This window comes from Luteibacter sp., assembly GCF_009912395.1.
In the GTDB taxonomy this organism is placed as follows: domain Bacteria; phylum Pseudomonadota; class Gammaproteobacteria; order Xanthomonadales; family Rhodanobacteraceae; genus Luteibacter.
In genome coordinates this window covers 1-20165 of the sequence record NZ_WNDO01000044.1, presented here as the reverse complement: position 1 = coordinate 20165, position 20165 = coordinate 1, and the positions used below count along the sequence as shown (strand labels likewise).

Annotated in this window: 20 protein-coding genes; 19 read left to right on the top strand and 1 reads right to left on the bottom strand. The window is 65.3% G+C overall.

Annotated elements, in window-relative coordinates:
• The first annotated feature begins 218 nt into the window (after positions 1-218).
• The 19 genes from GAK28_RS24085 to GAK28_RS23995 all read left to right on the top strand — a co-directional run bounded on the left by GAK28_RS24085 (position 219) and on the right by GAK28_RS23995 (position 20107).
• The gene (locus GAK28_RS24085; protein WP_291785291.1) at positions 219-440 is read left to right on the top strand and encodes a hypothetical protein; all 222 of its coding nucleotides are present in this window, start codon (positions 219-221) and stop codon (positions 438-440) included.
• Between the two features lie 2 nt (positions 441-442).
• A complete protein-coding gene (locus GAK28_RS24080) occupies positions 443-790 on the top strand; it encodes a hypothetical protein (RefSeq protein ID WP_291785289.1) in 348 nt (115 codons plus the stop codon).
• Entirely contained in the window at positions 775-1419 is a 645-nt protein-coding gene (locus GAK28_RS24075; protein ID WP_291785287.1) for a hypothetical protein, read from the top strand. The genes GAK28_RS24080 and GAK28_RS24075 overlap by 16 nt, the downstream gene beginning before the upstream one ends.
• Positions 1416-1850 carry a hypothetical protein gene (locus tag GAK28_RS24070; protein ID WP_291785284.1) on the top strand — a complete coding sequence of 145 codons (435 nt, stop codon included), beginning with the start codon at positions 1416-1418 and terminating at the stop codon, positions 1848-1850. Before GAK28_RS24075 ends, GAK28_RS24070 begins: the two co-directional genes overlap by 4 nt.
• A 214-nt stretch (positions 1851-2064) precedes the next feature.
• Complete coding sequence (locus tag GAK28_RS24065) at positions 2065-2565, top strand: hypothetical protein (RefSeq protein WP_291785282.1); 501 nt, start codon at positions 2065-2067, stop codon at positions 2563-2565.
• Positions 2565-2945 (top strand): hypothetical protein, encoded by a 381-nt coding sequence (locus tag GAK28_RS24060; protein WP_291785280.1) that lies wholly within the window; start codon positions 2565-2567, stop codon positions 2943-2945. Before GAK28_RS24065 ends, GAK28_RS24060 begins: the two co-directional genes overlap by 1 nt.
• Positions 2946-2947: 2 nt before the next feature.
• Positions 2948-3847 carry a hypothetical protein gene (locus tag GAK28_RS24055; RefSeq protein ID WP_291785278.1) on the top strand — a complete coding sequence of 300 codons (900 nt, stop codon included), beginning with the start codon at positions 2948-2950 and terminating at the stop codon, positions 3845-3847.
• Positions 3844-4464 carry a hypothetical protein gene (locus GAK28_RS24050; protein ID WP_291785276.1) on the top strand — a complete coding sequence of 207 codons (621 nt, stop codon included), beginning with the start codon at positions 3844-3846 and terminating at the stop codon, positions 4462-4464. Before GAK28_RS24055 ends, GAK28_RS24050 begins: the two co-directional genes overlap by 4 nt.
• Positions 4465-4475: 11 nt before the next feature.
• Positions 4476-4961, top strand: a complete 486-nt coding sequence (locus GAK28_RS24045) for a hypothetical protein (RefSeq protein WP_291785273.1) — start codon at positions 4476-4478, stop codon at positions 4959-4961.
• 11 nt (positions 4962-4972) lie between these two features.
• Positions 4973-5509 (top strand): hypothetical protein, encoded by a 537-nt coding sequence (locus GAK28_RS24040; protein ID WP_291785271.1) that lies wholly within the window; start codon positions 4973-4975, stop codon positions 5507-5509.
• A 68-nt stretch (positions 5510-5577) separates the two neighbouring features.
• Positions 5578-8496: a hypothetical protein gene (locus GAK28_RS24035; RefSeq protein WP_291785268.1), complete on the top strand. Its 2919-nt coding sequence runs from the start codon at positions 5578-5580 to the stop codon at positions 8494-8496.
• Positions 8497-8510: 14 nt separating this feature from the next.
• Positions 8511-11321 (top strand): LPD1 domain-containing protein, encoded by a 2811-nt coding sequence (locus GAK28_RS24030; RefSeq protein WP_291785265.1) that lies wholly within the window; start codon positions 8511-8513, stop codon positions 11319-11321.
• A 50-nt stretch (positions 11322-11371) separates the two neighbouring features.
• Positions 11372-13483, top strand: coding sequence for a hypothetical protein (locus tag GAK28_RS24025; RefSeq protein ID WP_291785262.1), 2112 nt, complete (start codon positions 11372-11374; stop codon positions 13481-13483).
• Between the two features lie 4 nt (positions 13484-13487).
• The gene (locus GAK28_RS24020) at positions 13488-14393 is read left to right on the top strand and encodes a hypothetical protein (protein ID WP_291785260.1); all 906 of its coding nucleotides are present in this window, start codon (positions 13488-13490) and stop codon (positions 14391-14393) included.
• Positions 14393-16723, top strand: coding sequence for a chitosanase (locus GAK28_RS24015; RefSeq protein WP_291785258.1), 2331 nt, complete (start codon positions 14393-14395; stop codon positions 16721-16723). Before GAK28_RS24020 ends, GAK28_RS24015 begins: the two co-directional genes overlap by 1 nt.
• A 51-nt stretch (positions 16724-16774) precedes the next feature.
• Complete coding sequence (locus GAK28_RS24010) at positions 16775-17062, top strand: hypothetical protein (RefSeq protein WP_291785256.1); 288 nt, start codon at positions 16775-16777, stop codon at positions 17060-17062.
• 1 nt (position 17063) lies between these two features.
• Entirely contained in the window at positions 17064-18560 is a 1497-nt protein-coding gene (locus tag GAK28_RS24005) for a hypothetical protein (RefSeq protein WP_291785254.1), read from the top strand.
• A gap of 3 nt (positions 18561-18563) precedes the next feature.
• Positions 18564-19280 carry a hypothetical protein gene (locus GAK28_RS24000; protein WP_291785251.1) on the top strand — a complete coding sequence of 239 codons (717 nt, stop codon included), beginning with the start codon at positions 18564-18566 and terminating at the stop codon, positions 19278-19280.
• Entirely contained in the window at positions 19277-20107 is an 831-nt protein-coding gene (locus GAK28_RS23995) for a hypothetical protein (RefSeq protein ID WP_291785248.1), read from the top strand. Before GAK28_RS24000 ends, GAK28_RS23995 begins: the two co-directional genes overlap by 4 nt.
• On the opposite strand, the gene GAK28_RS23990 is transcribed toward GAK28_RS23995, so the two are convergent.
• The coding region (locus tag GAK28_RS23990; RefSeq protein ID WP_291784983.1) for an IS3 family transposase at positions 20070-20165 on the bottom strand (96 nt) is incomplete at its 5' end. The two genes, GAK28_RS23995 and GAK28_RS23990, sit on opposite strands and share 38 nt — an antisense overlap.

The window sequence follows — 20165 nt, the reverse complement described above, 5'->3', positions numbered from 1 at the left end:
CTTTCATACCGGCTTCGGCTTCCTTGAGTACGCCAATAATTTGCTCTTCGGTAAATCGTTTCTTCATGCTGCCTCCGTATGGGGCAGACTCTACATCATTGCCGTACTAATCTAGGGGAGCAGGTCAGCAGCACCTGGATATCCAAAACCTCAAGGGGAAGCTGGATGAGCAACACCGCGACAACGTCAAGCAGCAGAGCGAGGCCGCGGCACAGCTTTTGAAAGCGACTGCCACGCTCGATCGCATCCTCAAGGCGTTCCCGGAAGAAGACCCGGAAGGGCACTGCCGCTACCACCAGGAGGTGATCGACGAGATCAAGGAACGCAAGAAGCTCTGGGTGGAAATCCGAGCGCACATTTTGAAGGGAAGCACCTGGGCCTTGCTGGTTGGGCTCGTTTGGGGGTTGTGGACTCTCCTGAAATTCAACGTTACGAGGTAGATATGCTGAGCAACCTTTTCAAGAAATTGAGCAACCTTTTCAAGAAATTCAAGCCGCGCTTCGCCGCGGTCCTCGACAAGTCGGCGCTGTTCCTGATCCTGCCTGCCCTGGCCATCGTGGCGTGCATCGACATGCCACGCACGATCTCGGTGGTCACCTGGATGCTGTTCGCGGCCATCCTGGTGGGGTTCTGCATCCAGATCAGCCGAGCGGCGTGGTCCCCGATCAACCTCGTGGCCTTGATCGACAAGGCCAGCCAGGATCCGCGCGCGGCCGCCACCGTTGTGGCCGCAGTGATCCATTTCGTTGGCCTCCTGGTTGTGGCCCTGGTGCTATGGACGCGGCCGTAGTCCTGCCTAAGCTGGCGCTGGTCTACCTGCCGCTGCTCCTGCAGACCCAGCAGCAGGTCTGGCCCGACGCGCCCACTCCGTCCGCGCTGGCTGGCCAGATCGAGCAGGAGTCGTGCATCACGCTCAAGCACCCGAAGTGCTGGAACCCGGAGGCCGAGCTCAAGACGGATCGCGAGTATGGGTTCGGCTTCCCGCAGATCACACGCGCAACGCGGCCGGACGGCTCCGTACGTTTCGACAAGTTCGCTGAGCTGACCGCCAAGTATCCGAGCCTCAAGGGGTGGATGTGGGCGGATCGCTTCAACCCGCGCATGCAGATGACGGCCATCGTCGAGATGGACCACAGCATCTATTCGCGCGTGGATGCCGCAACGGTGCGCGATCGCTGGGCCATGACGCAGTCAGCGTACAACGGTGGCGAGGCCGGCCTGGCTCAGGACATCTGGCAGTGCAAGCTGAAGCCAGGCTGCGACCCGCGCCGCTGGTTCGGGCACGTCGAGTTCACCAGCAACAAAAGCCGGACGAAGTGGCACGGCTACGGCAAGAGCGCTTTCGAGATCAACCGGGAATACCCCCGCAACATCGAGCAGCGCCGGCAGAAATACATCACCTACATGGAGAAGCCATGAGCTGGAAGGAAGCCCTCATCCTCACCATTGCCGGCGCAGTACTGGCGGCCGCCGGCGCCGCAGGTGGTTGGATCGTCCAGGGTTGGCGCAAAGACGCTGAAATCGCGGACGCCAAGCGGCAGCAGGCCGACTCGCGCACCAAGGCGGCCGAGACCGCCCTGAATGACCTGGTCGCTGCTGGCAAGAAAGTCGGCGAAGCAGCCGCCGGCCTGGTGGGCGACAAGAACACCCTGACCACGGCCATGGCGGCCATTTCGAAGGATCTGAAAAATGCTCAAAAGCAAAACCCTCTGCCTGTGGATTGCCGTCCTGATGCTGGCCGGCTGCGCAGCCTCCAATCCGCCGTCGCAGCAACCAACAACGCAGTATCCGGTGCTGGACAGCAGCCTGGCGCAGCCCTGCCCGGAGCTGTCGGTACCGGCGGGCCTTGACTTCGACGCTTGGCAGACCTGGGTGCAGGACGTCGTGCTGGTGGCGTATGGCGATTGTGGCGCGCGCCATCGGCGTACGGTCCAGGCCTGGCCGAAAGCGCCTGCCGCTGCGGGCAAGTAGCGACGGCCGTCTGGTCGGAAAAGCAGGCGGCTGCGCACGTCGCTGGCGCAATACAGTGGTGGCAAGTATCCATTCTCCGAAAGGAACCATTTCATGACCGTTTCCAATTCCGCCTACCTGAAAGGCCACTTCGACGCCAGCCGGGCGATTGGCGCCAAGGTAATCGCCAGCGACTTCGCCGTGGAGTTCAAGGGCTTCGAGAACATGTGGCTGCTGTGCAAGCAGTTCCCGTGGCCTATCACCTCGTCGCAGGGCGAAATCGAGGTGCCGGGGCCGCTGGGCGTGGTGGTCTATCAGCCTCAACAGATCAAGGTGGCGCACCAGGGCCAACTGTCGTTGCTGGAGACCGTCGCCGGCAGCGTCGATCAGATGCTGGTCAACATGATCGCGAGTGGCGGCGTGTTCGACGGCACCGTGTATGAAGGCACGCCGCAGAAGTACTTGCGCAAGAAGTCGTTCGTGGACGCCTTCATGCAGATGGACGATCCGGATCGCGACTGGGAAAACCGCAGCCAGGTGCTCCAGTTCAGCGGTACCATCTTCTACCACTACTTCGGCGATACCCAAGCCGGCAACTCGGCCGACTACCGCTGATGTCCAGCATCAAGGAACTCGTCGAGACCTTCGACCAGAAGGAGCGTCCGGTAGGCACCCTGCTGGACGCAGAGACGCTGACCGCGCAGTTGGTGGCGGCCACGCGGTTCTACGCGGGCTTTGCCGTCATCATGGCGCGCGCCAGCGATTCCACCGTCAAGATCGACGAGGACCTGGAGCTCAGCGATTCAGAGTACGCGCTGATCCGCCCGCTCTTCCTGCTCTACGTGGAGCGCGAGACCGCCCTGCAGATCGAAGCGTCCCGGGCCATGGGCGTCGACACGTTCGGCCGAAGCGCGGCCGAGGTCGCCGCCGATATCACCCAGGCCGAAGACGCCATGCCCCGCAAGGCCTTCTTCCAGCCCATCGTTACGGTGTAGTCGTGATCCTGACCTTCGCCGATGGCAAGCAGATTCGCGGCGACCTGATCAAGTCGGCGATCCTGCGCTCCGACCTTTCCCCCGTTCCGCTGACGCTCGAGGCCGAGTTCCGCGGCGGCGACGACGGCATGGAGAAGAAGCTGGCCGAGGGACAGATCATCCTGGCAAATGGTGGCGATGCGCTGCGCATCATCCAGTCGGAGGCGGTCCCCACTCCGACCGTGCAGGGCGACCGCATGATCTCTGGCCTGCGGGTGACAGCGCTCCTGGACGCCTGCGCGGATGCCGCCTACGTGCGCCAGCGCGCCATCATCAAGGAAAACGCGTCGCTCGCGGGCATCTACAGGGCGGCCGGCGCCACGGTGAAGAGCGTGACGTCGGACTTCGCCGTGCCGCGCTTCTACTGCCTGGCGGGCGATACCCCCACGTTTTCCATCGCGCGGATCCTGCAGGAGGCCGGCGGTGCCGTGCGCTGGAAGAGCGGCCGGTTGCAGTTTCTGCGGCTGGCGGACATCTTCGCCCAGGCGCCGGTCATGACCTTGCCCGACAACACCTCGGAGAATGTGACCAGCGGCTTCCTCGAGCGCCACGCGGTGCCGTGGTTCTTCTCGATCGACCCGAGCGGCGCGCTGATCTACGGCAATCGGGACAAGGCACGCGCCGTCGGCTTCGCGCCGTTCCAGGATGAGCAGCGCTTGCGGAACATGAGCCGCTGCCTGGTTCTCCGGAAGGTCACGCGCGCCGGGTTCTCGGGGCAGGTCGCCGCCGGCGACCTGGTCGCTTACACAGGGGGCGCAAAGCTGGGCGTCATCACCGCCGCGCACGTCTTCGAGAGCGGCACCGACGACGGCGGCAGCCAGAATTCATACACCCGGCTGTGGGTGGGGAGCTTGGAAGGATGAGCCAGGACTATGGCTTCTGGCCAGGCAGGTACCCGGCGATCGTCCGGACCGTCAGCGACGAGGCCCGCCAGGTGCGCGTCGAGATCCCGGGCGTCACGGACGGCGGCGACGTCCTGCCGCTGGCCGAGATTGAATATCCGATCGGCGACAAGTCGCGGGCCGGGGCAAACAGCACTGAGATCGAGATGAAGGATGGCGACACCGTCTGGGTGGCCTTCATCGGTGGTGACCCACGGTACCCGATCATCACCGGCTACCGGAACCCCCAGGCGGGAAATTCGACCGGCTGGCGCCGCTGGCACCATGCCAACATGGAATTGCTCGTCGACCAGCTCCTGAACCTCATCGCCGGCGGCGACGTCGTTATCAAGTCCGCTACCCACGTCACGGTCCAAGCGCCGTCGGCCACGGTCCAGGCCGCTGAATCGACGGTCACCGGAAATCTAACGGTGAAGGGCAAGATCACCGGCGAGGGCGGCATGCAGGTGTCGGGCGGGGCGGGAGTCTCCGTCGAGGGCGATTTCAGCGCCAAGGGGAACATCGCTGTGGACGGCAACGTCAGCGCTACCGGCACGATCATGGACGCCGGCGGCAACAGCAACCACCACACACATTGAACAGGTCCAGTATGAAGAACCTACTTTTCACCTTCGCCGACCTCTCGGCCAAGTCCACCGCCGCCAAGCAGGTGGTGCGCTACTTCGCGCGCGCCGGCGCCAACGTGGTCCAGCAGGACATTCCCAGCGCCGTCAAGCGCTCCTCCGGGGTGACCTACCGCGAGATGGACTTGACCTTCGCCGATTCGCAGCAGGTCACGCTGCGCATCAAGCAGACCGGCGACATCTTCCAGGTGCTGCTGAACGGCAAAGCCTTGCCCATCAAGGACCAGGAGGACCATGTCAAGGCGATCGCTGAGATCGTCCAGGCCATGGACTCAGGCCGCAGTCGGTACCAGAAGCTGCTGGCCGCCGCAAAGGTGCGCCCGCCGGCCGGCATCCGCACCGCCGCCCCGCGCATGGAGCAGGCGCTGACGGTCAAGCGCGATGCCCTGAAGGCCGCGATCGAGAACGTGCACGAGCAGATCTCGGCGCTGGCGCCGGCGGCCGCGGCATAAAGGATCCTGCCATGCTCATCCTCACCATCTTGCTTTCCCTCGTCCTGGCCAGCCTCGATCTCTTCCTCTCGTGGGTGCTGGCCCCGGTTTTGGTGAACTGGTGGGCGCCGCTCGTCGCTGTGCCCACCGCCTATAGCGACCGCGGGGTCGCGAAGACCGGGTGGAAGCTCCCGTGGTGGCTGACCTGGTTCGACACCTTCGACGCCGATCTCGACCAGGGCGTGCGCGACGGGTCCATCAGTGGGCGGTCCACATATTGGAACCGGGTCAAGTGGCTCTATCGGAACCCGGGCTACGGCTTCAGCTACTGGGCGCTGGGGGTCGAGTTCGCGCCGGCCAATTGGCGTGTGCTGCAGGCCGACGACAAGGGATTCCTTGCGGTTGGGAACGGGCTCTTCAGTGTCCACATCAAGGACTTCTACGGCATCCAGTTGAAGTTCGGGTGGAAGGCGTGGAACTGCTATGACCTGGCCGCCAAGGTCTGGTCGGCGCAGCCGTGGGGGCCGGTGTGGCGCCTTCCTTTTGTGATTTCGATCTCCCGCGCATAGCCCCCGGCCCGCGTCCACGCGCGGAAAACTCGGCGATTGCTCGCTCATGCGGGGCATACCATGCTCCCATGAGCGATTCCACCTTCCTCCACATCGAGTCCGCCGCTCACGATGGCGCCTTCGGGAACAACACGTTGCCCGAGCCCACCGAGGCGCAATGCGTCGCTGGCAACTACAAGGTCGGCCGCGCCACGCTGCACGGCCTGCCGCTGGCCATCGAGCAGCCGCGCGGCACCTACCGGGCCGGCACGGATCCTTCCGGCAAGCGGTGGACCAACCGCATGGCGGCCCACTACGGCTACATCAGCGGCACCGTGGGCAACGACGGCGATTGCGTGGATTGCTTCATCGGCCCCTATCCCCGGAGTGAGCTGGCCTTCGTCATCAACCAAAACGTGGGCGGGAAGTTCGACGAGCACAAAGTGATGCTCGGCTTCCCGGACGAGGACACTGCCCGCCAGGCATACCTGGCGAGCTACGACAGGAATTGGCCAGGGCTGGCCAGCATGGTGCCGATCTCCCTTTCCCAACTGAAATGGTGGCTCAAGCGCGGGGATATGGCCCGCCCCGTGCGCGCCGACGACTTACCCTACGAAGGACTGGAAAACATGAACCGAAAAATCCAATGGGACGCTGATGCCCAACCCGTGAACCTCACCCTGGACCGTGTGCTGTACGACGTGCGCTGTGCTGATGGGGCCGACGGCCTGCTCTTCGACTCCGTCTCGGCGCAGGACATCCTGGAGGATTCGGAAGGCACGCTCACCCTGGACGCCCTGGTCAGCCCCTTTGCGCGCCTCGGACGTCGCATGGAGATGCTGCGCGCCGTGATGGAGCGCGCCGGTGGCGACCTCAAGCCCCTGTCGGTGCAGATCACCGACCCCTTCAAGCTGCGCGGCGTGGCCAATGTCGCCGCCATCTTCGAACTGTCCGACGGCCAGACCGTCAGCATCTATTTCCATAACCCGGACGTGAACCCCACCAAGATCGCCCCGGGCGACGAGGTGATTTCCTGGAAGTGGCTGCTGAACAAGAAGGACATCACCATCGTGGTGGCGCCGGAGCGAGGCCAGGACCTGAACTTGCGCGAGGTCGCGCGCCGCATCATGCGCCTGGCTGCGAAGAACAGCGCCGGCTTCGCGCGTGTGAACGCCGCGCGCGCCCAGCGGATGCAGTCGATTCAGGCCCTGAATCAGGAGATCGCCGGCCTGGAGGCGGATCTCGCGGCCGCGCAGCACCAGCTGGAGGTGGCCAAGGTGGCGGCTGAAGCATCCGCTGCGGCACCCGTGGCCCCCGACGCCGGCGATGATGCTGCAGCCGCCGCGGCCGCAGCAGCGGCGGCAGCTTTGGCCGCCGCCCCAGCGCCCACTGCTCTGCCGGCGTTCCAGGTCGGGCAAGGCGTGCGCTTCGATGGCGGGCCGTATGCAGGGCAGGGCGGCGTGATTGAAAGCATCGATGCGGCGACCGGCAGCATGGTGGTGCGACATCCCGCCGGTACCGCGTTCTCTGTCGCGCCAGCCGACATGAAGGACTGGGGCGTGGCTGTGACAGAGGAGCAGGTTCCCTTCCACAAGCTGAGCGCGGAGCAGCAGCGTGCGCTGATGGCGGCCGAGAAGGCGGCCATCCCGGATGAAACGGTGGACGAGTTCCTGGCGGCCTGGAGCAAATTGACGGACGACTACGTGGCGGTGGGTTATCGCGTCACCGGTTCGATCGTCGCCGGCGGGCCGGAGGCCTTCCAGATGAACGCCGGGAAGCTCGAGGTGGCCACCGCCGACGGCATGGGGGTCTCGGACGCTTCCCCGGAGCAGGCGGCCGAGGTGCGTGACGCCGTGCGCGGCGGGCAGATCCAGGTGGTCTTGCAAAAGCGCTGGCGCACCGGCGTCGATTCCTCCACGCCCATCAAGATCCTGCACCCCGCGACCGGGAAGTACTCGGCCTTCCAGGGCGTCTTCGAGTTGCCCGCGGCGCCGGCCGCCGCTGACTTCGACCCGACCACGCCGGAGAACTATGCGCAGGTGCGCTCCGACGAGGCGCTGCAGGTGCAATACCAGGACGTCCTGGACAGCTTCTTCCAGGGCCGCATCGCGGGCGTGCGCGACGCCTTGCGCGCGCTGGGATGGGACGGGCGCAGCCCCGAGGATGCGCGGCTCTACAAGGGCGACGCGGAACTCCAACCAGCCTTCATCCAAGTGGGTGCCGGCAAGAACGTGGTTGGATGGTCCATGAACGAGCTCGTCGACGATCTGACGATGAGCCCCGAGCAATACGCGGCGCAGGTCGGCGGCGCTGCGGAAGCAGAGGTCGTTCGCCGCGCCGAAGCGGCGGCTGCCGCGGCGGCAGCGCAGCAGGCGGCGATCGATGCCTACAGCCAGTCCTATGGCGCCGCCGCAGCCGATCTCAATGCGGCAGTGGCCACGGTGGACGTGGCGGCGGTCGGCACCCAGGAGGCCGCGACGGCGGCCATGACGACACTCACCGAAGCGCTGCAGCGGGCTGGCCAGATCATCGGTAACGCCACCAGCGGCCTCGAGGCAGTAGGGCTGAGCGTGGCCGACGAGCGTTTGGCCGGTGTCCCGTCGAGCGAAGGCTTTGCGCAGTGGGGCGCGGCACAGGCCATGTACCAACAGGTCTATGAGGCTGCCATGAAGGCCGGCCAAGCGGCAGCGCCGGCCAGCGCCGCACCGATTGAGCCGGCCGGCGGAGCCGCGCCGGAAGAACCCGCAGGCGAGGATCCGGAGGCCACTGCCGCCGCTGCAGCCGCCGCGGCGGCAGCGCAGATCGAGGCGCAGAAGGCTGCCGACCGCGAGCTGTTCCAATCGGTGATCGACGGAACCGTCGCTGACGTCCTCGCGCCGGAGCTGGCCGACTCACTGGAGGCAGCATACGGACGCAACCAAGATGACGCCGAGCTGGTGGTGCTCTTCGAACAGGCGGTCGCCGCCTACCAGAACGCCATGCTGGCCGCCACTGCGGCAGTAGCCTGAGAAAGGAATTGATGATGGAACAGATCGAAAACGTCCAATTGCCATCCTCGTGGATGGGCTTCAAGGTCGTGGACCAGGCCGTCGTCGACGCGCAGGCCGCCGCGGTGCTTCCCAGTGCCCAGTCGCTGGCCGGCCGGGTGCATCTCGTCCTGCAGAAGGACGACGGAAGCCAGTACCTGGTCGCGGCGGCCGTCGTGGCGGTGACCTTTACCTTCCAAAAGATGAAGTACTCGCTCGCGGTGGCGATCGCGCCGCAGCCACGCGAGGGCGTGACCCTGTACGCGGTGATCGACGACGTGCCATCGGAGCAGGTCGTTGCGCTGGCCGACGGTGCCGCCGCGCTGGATTCAGTGGGGGAGGATGCGGCTCCGAGCCTGCAGTTCGCGGCGCCGGCCCGTATTGCGTTCGACTCGGCGATCGGCGAAGGCGGCGTCTTGGCGCGCCTGAAGCTGGTCGGCGAGTTGGCCCGCATCAAGGTGGGCCTGAAGAACGCCGGGGACGGCCCGGCCGGCGCGCTGGCGCGCCTGAAGTTGATCGCGCGCGCCAACCAGGTGCGCCAGGAGCTTGGCGCCGCCGCGCAAGATCAACCTCCGGCGCCGGCGGCCGTGGAGCCGGCTGATGAGCCGGTCGTCGGCGAGGATGGCCAGGCGGTGGCCGCGCCCGCCGAGGACGAGCCGGAGACGCAGCCTATCTCCGACGATCCCAACAGCCCGCACTACCGCTACCGCGACACCGGCTACATCGCCAACAGCCGCAAGGAACAGGCGGCGAGCCTGATCGCGGTGGCCAGGAAGAGCGGCACGCGCTTGCGCGCTTCCGACATCGACTTCGATGCGATTGAGCAGAACCCGCGCCTGGCAAAGGACACGATCATCAAGGCCAATCTTTTCGGGAAGACCGACTGGGACGCGCTGCAGGCAGCCGGCATGGACCCCGCGGCCGGCTTCCTCATCGACAAGATCTACTCGAGCATCGCGGCCGAGCCGGCTGCCGACAATCCCGCTGCCCGCCGGGACTATGCGATCGGCCTCGAATCGATCCGCGATCGCCTGCAGGACGTGAAGAGCGTGAAGGATGTGCTGGCGGCGCTCGGCGAGATCCGGGATGAGCTCGACGGGGCGACGCTGCAGCCTGATGAGGCTGAGCAGTATGAGCTGCTGTCCGAGCAGATCATGGACCTGGTCGAACAGCGCGGCCAGCTCGACAACTCCAGCAGTGCGACCTACGAAGCGGCACAAGGCGCGAGCAGCGATGCGTCCGCCCTCGAGCACCAAATCGGCCAACGGAAGCGGCGCGGCTGGGACGTCAGCGCCGACCTGCAACAGAGCTTGATCGCTGCCAAGGCCCGTGCGGATGCGCTGTGGTCCGAGTTCGGCGAGATCCGGGCACGGGTCAACCCGCAGATCGAGGCGCTGCGCAGCCAGGTGAGCGATCTGATCAATCAGCGCGATGCGGTGAAGAAGGCCGCAGTGGTGCGTAACTTGGTTCAGAATCAGACCACACGGTCGTGGCTCACCTTCGGCGAACGTTTCTTTAAACTGGTTCACTACCGCAACTTCAAGGGATCCGAGACGTTCGCTGGCCACGTCACCAACGCGTCGGCCGGCCGGGTGACGGACTGGTCCTGGGCTGACAAGGAGCGGCCGGCGCAGCCGAAAGCGGCCACCAAACAGGAGGTGAATTTCCAGCTCCGTGTGGCTGATACGTTCGAACGCCGCGGCGGCGCGCCGGTGACGGCGACGTCCACGCAGGCCTTGAAGGACATGCTGGGACTGCGCGACGTGCAGTCGGGCAACTGGGTACTGAAGGACCCGAACAGCGCGAAATTCCACGTCGAGCAGACCGCCATGGCCATGTCGGACCTATCCGACCTGCTGGAGATCGACGTTGCGGCCCTCGGCCTCGGTGGCCGGCTCGGGCTCGCCTTCGGCGCGCGCGGCACCGGCGGCAAGAATGCCGCACGGGCGCACTACGAGCCGGTGCACCGGGTGGTCAACCTGACCAAGATGGGCGGCGGCGGCTGCCTCGGCCACGAGATGTTCCACGCGGTCGACAACATGCTGCCCGAGCTCGTCAAGCAGGAGGCGGCCGGGAAAAAGAACGATTTCGCCAGCATCAATCCGGATCTCCTGCCGGCGGGCCCTATCCAGGACGCAATGCGCAATCTGCGGTCGGTAATGATCGACGGGCCGCACCGCCTGCCGCAGCAGATCGTCTTCACCGACCGAGAGATCCGCCTGGCGCACGCAAACATCGACGCGCCGCGCAACGCGATCGCGCGCGCGATCAAGGATGCCGGCACCGCCGAGGCCGCGGTGCTGGCGGTCGATGGATACTTTGGCACGGGGAAGCCCCTGAACAAGAACGCCAAGACCTGGCGCATCCTGGCGGCTGCGTTCTATGCGCAACCTGGTGAGACAGGGGCGGTGCTGAAGACCGGCCGCGCCGTCTCGTCCTTCATGAAAGAGGCCGTGCTGCTGGATGGTGGCAGCGGCGACAAGTACTGGTCCACCCCCGACGAATTGGCGGCGCGCGGCTTCCAAGCGTGGATCGAGGACAAGATGGCCAGCCTGGACCGCCGCAACGACTACCTCAGCATCTTCGCCGACAACAAGTTTCACGTCGATCCGCTCTTCGGCATCGAATGGAAGCCGTACCCCGAGGGCGAGGAGCGTCAGCGGATCAACGCGGCGTTCGAGCAATTGTTCGCGGCGATCCGTGAGGCCAAGGTGTTCGAGCAGGCCACCGCCAACAAGCCCCTCCTGGACTCCATTTTCGGGGCCGGTAGCAATGATGACGTGGTAGCAACACCCGCCGCCGCGTAGGGCGGAAAACCCGCCATATCTGGCATCTGGGGGCAGCCTACCATCTCCGCATGGCTGCCTCCTCCAATACCCCCATGAAAAAAGACCCTGGCATGTTGGCCCGGTTTGGCACGAGCGCGCGCCGTTGGGCCTCCTCGTTCATCACGCCGGCGCAGCAGATCAACCAGACTGACGCCTTCCTCTTCGGCAGCGGCACCACCACCGTGGCCTCCCTGCTCGGGTCTGGCCGGCGCGGCGCGCGCACCCGCCAGGCGATTTACGAGAAATGGTCGACGATGGAGGGTGACCCGATCATTTCGGCGTCGCTCAAGTTGTCCACCACCTCCGCGCTGGGCGGGCACGAAACCACCGGCGACACGGTGTTCATCGAGAAGACCGCCAAGGCCAAGGTGGACAAGCGCCTGGCCAAGATCGTTGACGAGATCGCCGCCGACGTGGCGCCCTTGCTGAACAAGGTGGCCTACCCGATGGGCTACACCGGCGCCGGCTTCGGGGACGCATACGCGCGCATCTATACAGCAGGCTCGCGCGGGCTGGTGGACCTCCACGTCGATGAGCTACTGCGGCCGCCCATGGTGCAGCCGTTCGAGCGCGGCAGTCGCACCGTGGGCTACGCGGTCTTCACGGGCGATAAGAACTTCGAGCGCATGGACGTCTCGCAGATCGCCCGCCTGAAGATGCCGCGTACGCAGTGGGTGCCGCAGTACGGCGTGGTCGAAAAGTCGATGCGCCAGGCCATCACCGAGGACGACATCGATAACCTGGAGATCCTTCCCAGCATGGCCGGCGGCTCGCTGCTGTACAGCGCCGAGGAGCCCTACGACAACCTGAGCGCGTCGCTGCTGGGCCTGGTCGGGCAGCGCTGGATGGACTCGATCGACGAACAGATGATCGGGGTGAACCTCGACGGCATGACGATCGAGCAGCAGGGGCGCTTCATGGAGTCGGTGGTGAGCATGTTCCAGCGGTCGAAGGCCTACGCGGAGCAGGCGGTGAAGACGGGGCGCCCGGTGATGGAGCGCATCCGCCACGTTTTGCCGTTCTTCAACGAAAAGCAAATGACCTCGGTCGGGCCGGCAAACGGCGGCCAGTCTGGCCGCGCCGCCACCATCAGCATCGAGGACATCATGCTGCATGCGCGCCTGCTCTCGGGCGCGCTCGGCACCGACCTGTCGATGCTGGGCTTCGCCGACCAGCTGTCAGGCGGGCTGGGGGACGGCGGCTTCTTCCGCGTGTCCGCCCAGGCGGCCGAGAATTCGCGCGGCATTCGCATGTCGCTGGCCGAATGCTTCAACAGCATCATCGATATTCACACGATGCGCCGCTACGGGATCATCTTCAGCGAGCGCGAGCGGCCGTGGGTGATCAACTTTTACGGCTCCATCTCGGCGCTTGAAGCGGAAAAGCAGCGCACGCGCGCCGACGCCATGAATGCCGGCCTGATCCTGGTCCAGGGCATCCAGCAGATGAAGGATCTTGGCGCCACGAAGCCCATGATGGTGCAGTTCCTGTCCAAGACCATGGCCCTGGACGAGGAGGACGCGAAGTTGTTCTCCAACATTGTCGACCAGAGGCCGAGCGAGGACGGCGCCGGCGGCCAGGGAGGGTTCCATGGCGGACAGCCGCGCCTCGGTGGCCCGGATGAGGAGACGATGGACGGCGTTGATGACGGGCCGCTGGGGCCTGTCTTCACCGAATATCGGAACGATCCCGAAGGCGCGATCGAGCGCCTGATGCAGGTAAAGACCGGCGACGCCCGGGCCGTATGGACCCGTGAAGGCCTCGGCAGCATCGACCTGATCTACGGCAACAGTAAAGGAGGCCTGGCGCACATTGCCGCCAAGCATCCGCAGATGCTGGCCAAGCTGCCGCTGCTCCTGAAGCGCGGCCAGATCGTGCGCAAGCCGGGCGCCAAAAAGGTGTTCATCGTCGGCCAGGGCAATCCGCCAGGCGTGGCTGTTGTTGCGCTGGACTGGTACGGCGCCGGGAAGACGTGGGTGGTGACGAGCTATGAGGATATGCGAGGGGAGTTCACCGGCAGCCTCAAGAGGATCGACACTGAAGCACTTGACTCCGTTGCGGTGGAAGTTCTCGCAATGGACCGGCGAACGCTGGAAAGTGTAGTCCAGGCCGACGACGATAGCAATCAGGGCGCGGGCTGACAGGATGTCTCTCTACAACAATATCGCCGAAAGCCTCTCGCAGGGCGGCCTGACCGGGGCCGTCAAGAGCGGGCTCGACTCGACGCTGGGCGGGGTTGCCTCGGCGGCAACTGATGCTCTCGGCGGCAGCAAGCTGGCGCAAACGGCCGTGAACATGGGCAAGAGCATGGCCAGCAATGCAGCCATGAACCTGGTCAACAAGTATGTGCCGCTGACCGCGCAGCGCGCGATCAACACCGGCGCCGGCGCGGTCGGCGACCTGCTGCGCGGGGATTGGGATGCTGCAGGCCTGCGCGTCCTGGATTCGGGCCTGCTCAACGACCTGCTGCCAGGCATGGGCGGCGTGGCATCGCAGACGCGCTACTGGGGCTCGGCCACGCCGCTCTTCGGCGGCATCAGCCCCAGCGAGGCCAAGCGCATCTATGACGAGATGCGTGGCCAGGCCCTGGCCAAGAAGAACCTCTGGCTCCTGGAGGTCTCCAGCCGGCTCGGCGGCGACGCGTCGCAGCGCTTCAACTTGTTCGCCACCGAGGTCGAGTACGAGCCTTTCAATCTGACCGGGGACAAGCGGCGCGTCGGCGGCGTCATGGTCGACACGGTCCAGGGCGGTGAGGCGGTCGAGCTGCGGCTGACCACCTTGGATGACAAGGTCGGCAGCCTCAAACGCTGGTTCGCCGCGCACCACGGCGCCGCCTCGGCACGCGACGGAACCGTCGGCGTGCCGGACACCTACGCAGTCACGATCAAGGTGGTGCACGCCTTCATTACCCGCGATAGCAGCCGCGGCGGCTACGAGGACATTGGCCTGTTCCGCACGGGGAATATGGCGTTGAGCCTGTCCCGCCGCGAGGATGGCTTGCAGGAGCTGCAGATGACGTTCTCGCAGCTCGATACCTTCATGAGGCCGTAATGGCAAAAATCAAACACGACGCGGACGGGTTCCTGACAGGGGAAGCCGTCGATATGGGCCGCATTCAGGCCGTGTGGGACGAGATGCACGACGATCTGCGGGAGATCCGCAGGGTCCTGACGCAACACGGCGTGGTTGGTCGCGGCGTGGCGCCGGCGATCGCGCGCAGGGTTGGCGCCGGCGATGGTGCCGCGCCGGCCAGCGACGAATCCTTTGCTGCCATGCGAGCTACCCAGCAAGCGATCCGCCGGGCGGCTGCCAAGCCCGCGGTGCGCGACGCGCGCGGTCGCTTCGTCGGCGCCAACAAGAACGATGCGCCGAAATCCCCGGGCGCCGGCGGCGGATCGGGTGGCGGGGGCGGCGGAGAGGGTAGCGAGGAAGGGCGCATGCGCGCGTTCGCCGATCGCCTGGTGGGCGCCGTCAAGGAATCTGGCTCGGGGATAGAAGAGGCCGACCCGGCCGTCAAGGCCTTCAACGAGGTAGCGCGGCCGCTGGCGCGCGGCTACGAGATGATCGGCGGCGGCAAGGAAAAGCGGCAGGAAGGGCTCCTGCGCAGGATCTACAGCACATTGACGGGGTTCCGCAAGGAAGAGACCGGCTTCAGTAAGGCCACGAACAAGACCCTGAAGAGTATCGACGGCAAGGCGCCCACGGCGCCAGGTGGCGCGGCCAGCAACGGGATGTTTGGCGGCTTGATGTCGAAGCTGCCAAGCGTCGGGGGCCTGATCTCTGGTGCCGGCGGCAGCCTTTTGAGCATGGGGAAAGGACTGGCCGGCGCCGGGAAAGGTCTGCTGCGCCGTGTGCCGCTGCTGGGTACCCTGCTGGCCGGCGCCAGCGCCGTATCGGACATCTTCAGCACGGAGACCGACGACAGCTTGACGCGCCGCGAAAAGGACGGGCGCGACGGCAAGGCAGCAGGTGGCTTTGCAGGGAGCGTCGGTGGGATGCTGGTGGGCGCGAAGCTTGGCGCCGCTGTGGGAACGCTGGCGGGTCCGATCGGGACCGCGATCGGCGGGGTGGTTGGAGGAGCGGCCGGCATGTTCTTCGGTGAAAAGGCCGGCGACATCATGGGCGAGACGATTGGCGGCTGGGTGTCGGATCTGCGCGAAGCTGACATCCCGGGCAAGATAACGGCGGCATGGGATACCACCACCGACTACATGAAAAAGGGATGGGGCGGCGCGCTTGACCGTCTCTCGGAGGGCTGGGCCGGTCTTCAGAAAGCGGGCAAAAACGTCGCCAACTGGGCGGAGGGGAAGCTCGACTCGGCCAACAGTTTCGTGCGTGATGCGACGGGCGTAGATGTTAAGGCCGGGCTTACCAACGCCAAGGCCCAGGTGGTCGAACTAGGCGGCCAGGCTATCGAGGGGGTAAAGGCCGGAGCGCAGTGGACGGCGGAGAACACGGCCGTCGGTCGCGGTGCGTCGAAGGTGGTTTCCGGAGCGCGGACAGCGGGAGACTGGATTTTGGGTCAAACCAGCAAGCTGTTTGAATCAGGAAAGGGCGGCGCAGGCACCGTGTCCAGTGGAAAGGGCGATTTGGGTGGCGCATCTTATGGCACCTATCAGCTGTCGTCCTCGCAGGGCACCCTGCAGAATTTCCTGAAGTCGAGCAAGTATGGTGACCAGTTCGCTGGCCTGAAGCCGGGCAGTCCCGAATTCAACGCGAAATGGAAGGAGGTCGCTGCAGCCGACCCCTCCTTCGCCGGCGCCCAGCATGATTTCATTAAATCGACGCACTACGATCCTGCGCTGGCTGGCCTGAAAGACGGCGGCATCGACCTATCTGGACGCGGTGCTGCCGTCCAGGATGCTCTGTGGTCCACGTCGGTGCAGTTCGGCGCCGGCAATAGCAAGAAGGGCGCGGTTTCGATGTTCCAGAAGGCACTGGCCGGCAAGGATCTCTCGAGTTTGTCCGATGAGGACATCGTGTCAGCCGTGCAGGACTACAAAATTGCGAACAACGATAAGTTGTTCGCGAGTTCGTCCCAAGCCGTGCGCGCCGGCACGGCCGGGCGCGCAAAGTCCGAGAAAGAGCGTTTGCTGGCTCTGGCCGCTTCTGGCGATGGCCCGCCGGCGGTGGCGGCAGCTCCGCAAGCGCCGGTAGGTGTGGCTGCTCCAGCCGTGCCTGCCGTGGCAAGCACGAACGTTCCCTCCGTCTCGGTTGCGCCTGTCGTCCCAGCCGTTGCCGAGGCTCCGTCAGTCGCGGTGCCCCTGGCGTCGAACGCCAGCGATCGCCCCGTTCAGGTCGCGGTGAAAGCGCCCGATGCCGGACAAGATCTTCGTGAGCGAGGCATCGCGCACGTCGCGACGGGCGGCTTGAGCGGATAGGACGGAAAACCGCCCAATTCCAGCAGTTGCCAGGCCCATAGCATGATGGGCATGGCAACGATCACCGGCAAACAACTCTCCGACATGATCCGCCACTGGCTCGACACGCCGGTGGAGGCTTACCTCGGCTCGGACTACGGGCAGGACGCCAAGGCGCTCCTGCAGCGCGCGCTGTCGGATGGCGACGCCGAGGCCTTCCTGCAGAAGATGCAGCGAGACATCCCGCTGCTGAAGGCATTGCCCGCTGGCGCGCTGAATATCTACGCGTTGCCGTCGGGTGAAGACCGGAAGGACCTCTTCATCGAGGTAGCCGGCGAAGTGATCCAGGTGGGGGCGTGACATGCTGACGAAAGCCGATTTCCAACAGCGCGCGCTCGCCTCGATCAACAAATACCCGACGATCGCCCTGCGGTACCAGGCGGGCGATCCTCAGGTCATCCAGCATATTGATGCGATGGCCACCATGCTGGCCATGTATTCGGCTCAGTTGGAGACCGCCCAGGCGGAGCCGTTCGAGAAGACCCGTGACTCTACGGTGCTGGCCGACGCGGCCATGCGCGGCATCATCCGGAAGGGTTCGTCTGGTCGGGTTCGTATACTGGCCAAGAACGGCAATGCCACCGCCTTCCAGGTGGAGACCGGCCGCACGATCATCGATTCGTCTGGCCTGGCCTACCGGGCCGAGACCGCGGCAAACGTCCCGGCCGGCGGCACCGCAACGTTCGAGGCGGTTCAGGTCTACACCACCACCATCACCCACACGGTCGCCGGCAGCGAGGCGTTCTACGCGATCCCGATCCCCGCGGCCGATGACGATGCCTACCTGTGCGGCATCGCCGTGAGCGACACCAACGGGGAATACCTCTACCGAAATCGCTACGTGAACACGGCGGTGGGGGAGCGCGTGTTCCATGTCGAGGTTGACGATCGCCAGCAGACCTATGTGCGCTTCGGCGTGGATGGCATCGTAGGGGTGCAGCCGATGGACGGCACCGCGATCACGGTGGAGGTGTCCTACACCGCAGGCGTGATCAGCCCGGCCTATGGGAGCCCCTTTGCGTTCGAATACATCGGCTCCCCTGCGGAGGCGTCCGTCGACCTGAAGATGGACGCGCTGCTGCAGGCGGGCGAGAACCCCATGGGCATGTCGGTCCTGCGCGACCTGGCCCGCTACCCCTCGATCTACGACGACAACGCCGTGTTCCTGGGCGAGTTCGACTACCTGGTCCGCCGGCAATTCCCGTCGCTGCAGTTCCTGTCCGTCTGGAACGAGTCGATGGAGGAGCAGGTGCGCGGCGCCTCCGAAGACAACATCAACGCGATTTTCGTTGCCTGCGTCTCCAGCGGTGGCGGCGAGGCGATCGCCGACGAGGAAGATCCGGATCACCCGGTTGCGCCGACCAAGATCGTAGAGGAGGATTTGACCGCGACGCAGCGCGCGATCCGAACTGCAATCCAGGCGGCCGACGACAGCTATCGCGTCTATTTCTATTCGACCGTGCGCCAGAAAATCCCAATGGCCGTCAGCGCGAAGGTCTCGACGGCCTACGTTGCATCGGACGTGCAGGGGAAGATCGAAGAGGCCTCCCTGAGCGAGTTCGGGAAGGATGCGCCCGCTTCGAAGCGCGGGCTCAATCAGCCGCTGTACACCCGCGTCTACGAGCTGCTGAAAGAGAAGGTCCCGGAACTGAATTCTGAGAAGGCTGACCTGACGGTGACGATCGGGGAACCGAGTGCCGACGGCGTGCGCCCGGAGCTCTGGCGCTACGTCGACACGACGAGCCTGACGGTCACCGTGAAGACCGTGAGCACCGTGGCCACGTCGTGGGGAGGGTAGGGCGTGGCGCGCGACTTCTCCAATGCGCAGCTCCCAAACCTGGCGCCGCTGGCCGCCAGCTTTGCGGAGAACGACGTCGAGGACGAGCTGAAGCAACTCCTGCTGGAGATCTTCGGCGATGCCCTGGCGGAGGACTCGTTCGATGCGAACGTTCTGGGTGCTGCGCACCTCGGGTCGTTCGACCTGGTCAAGCAGGTGATCAACACCGACGGCCTGGTCCTGCTCCCCGGCGATCGCGAGGAGGCAGCCACGCGCTACCTCTACCGCGCCTGGAAGTCCGGGAACAACCAGGGGCGGGGCCTGCACTTTCTGCGGACCTACCTGCAGATGCTGTTCCCTGGCATTGGCGAGGCGGTGCAGCTGTGGCACCGAAAGGGGCAGCCTTACCCGACAGCGCTCCTCGAGGCCGAAGCCGAGAACACCTACCTGACGAGCCGCGTCCGGATCAACGTCAGCGGCTTCCCAGATGCGGATTCCGACCAGCGGATCCTGAATTGCATCGTGCAGGTGGTGCCGGCGCGCTTCGTCATCGACCTGCGCTACACCGCCACCAGCGCCATCAATCCGTTGCGCATCGCCTCGGTCGGGACGCTCATGCAGCGCCTGAACAGCCAGGGCGAGCTCGACAACACCCTGAACATCAATTCGACCGTCTCGCTGAAGACAGCCTCATTCGGCACGCCTGCGCGCCTGTTTAGAACCTTTGGAGATGCATCTTGAGCACTCAACTGATCATGAAAATCACCGCGGCCGGCTACAACGCGCTCGCGAACCAAGAAAATACCGGCCTGCAGCTGGACCTCACGCATTTCCAGTTCGGATCGGGTAATCGCACGCCGGACGGGTCGGAGCTGGCGCTGATCACCCCGCAGCAGGCATCGGCCATCACCGACGGCCAGAAGCTGCCCGTCAACGGCAAGCTTCAACTGCGCATGTCCGCACTGTTCGAGGGAGTCTCCTCCTACCCGATCTCCGAAATTGGCATCTGGGCCGGCGTGCCGGGCGCGGCCGGGTCGGTCCTGTTCGCCTACTGGTCGCAGCCCAATGGCAAGGTGGCCGAGATGTCCGTGGGGGTGGATTTCTTCTACACCCACGACATGCCGGTCGAGGCGGCCGTCGGCGCCGCGCTGAATATCATCATCGACCCCAGCGCCAGCACTGCGGTGGCCCTCATGACGTCCCACACGCAAGCTGCGGACCCGCATGCGCAGTACTGGAACGACGCCCGCGGCGGCGCCAAGATCCAGACTGCGATCCAGGCCCTGATCGGCGGCGCTCCAGGGGCGCTCGACACGTTGAAGGAGTTGGCCGACGCGATCGGCGACGATGCCAACTTCGCAGCCACCGTCATGCAGCAGCTCGCGGCACGGCCGGCGATCTACTCCATCTCCGCGCTGCCCAACGCGGACAAGGGGCCGATCATCGTCGGCGAGGTCGCCGAGGTCTGGCGCTGGTCGGCTTCTGCATATTTCAACGGCTTGATCTTGCCCCTGATTTACGGACACCTATCTAAGCGACATTGGCCAGCTCGTACTGCTCTGGGCTGAGGTAGCCCAGGGTCGAGTGCAGCCGGATCCGATTGTAGTCAACCTCAATGTAGTCAAA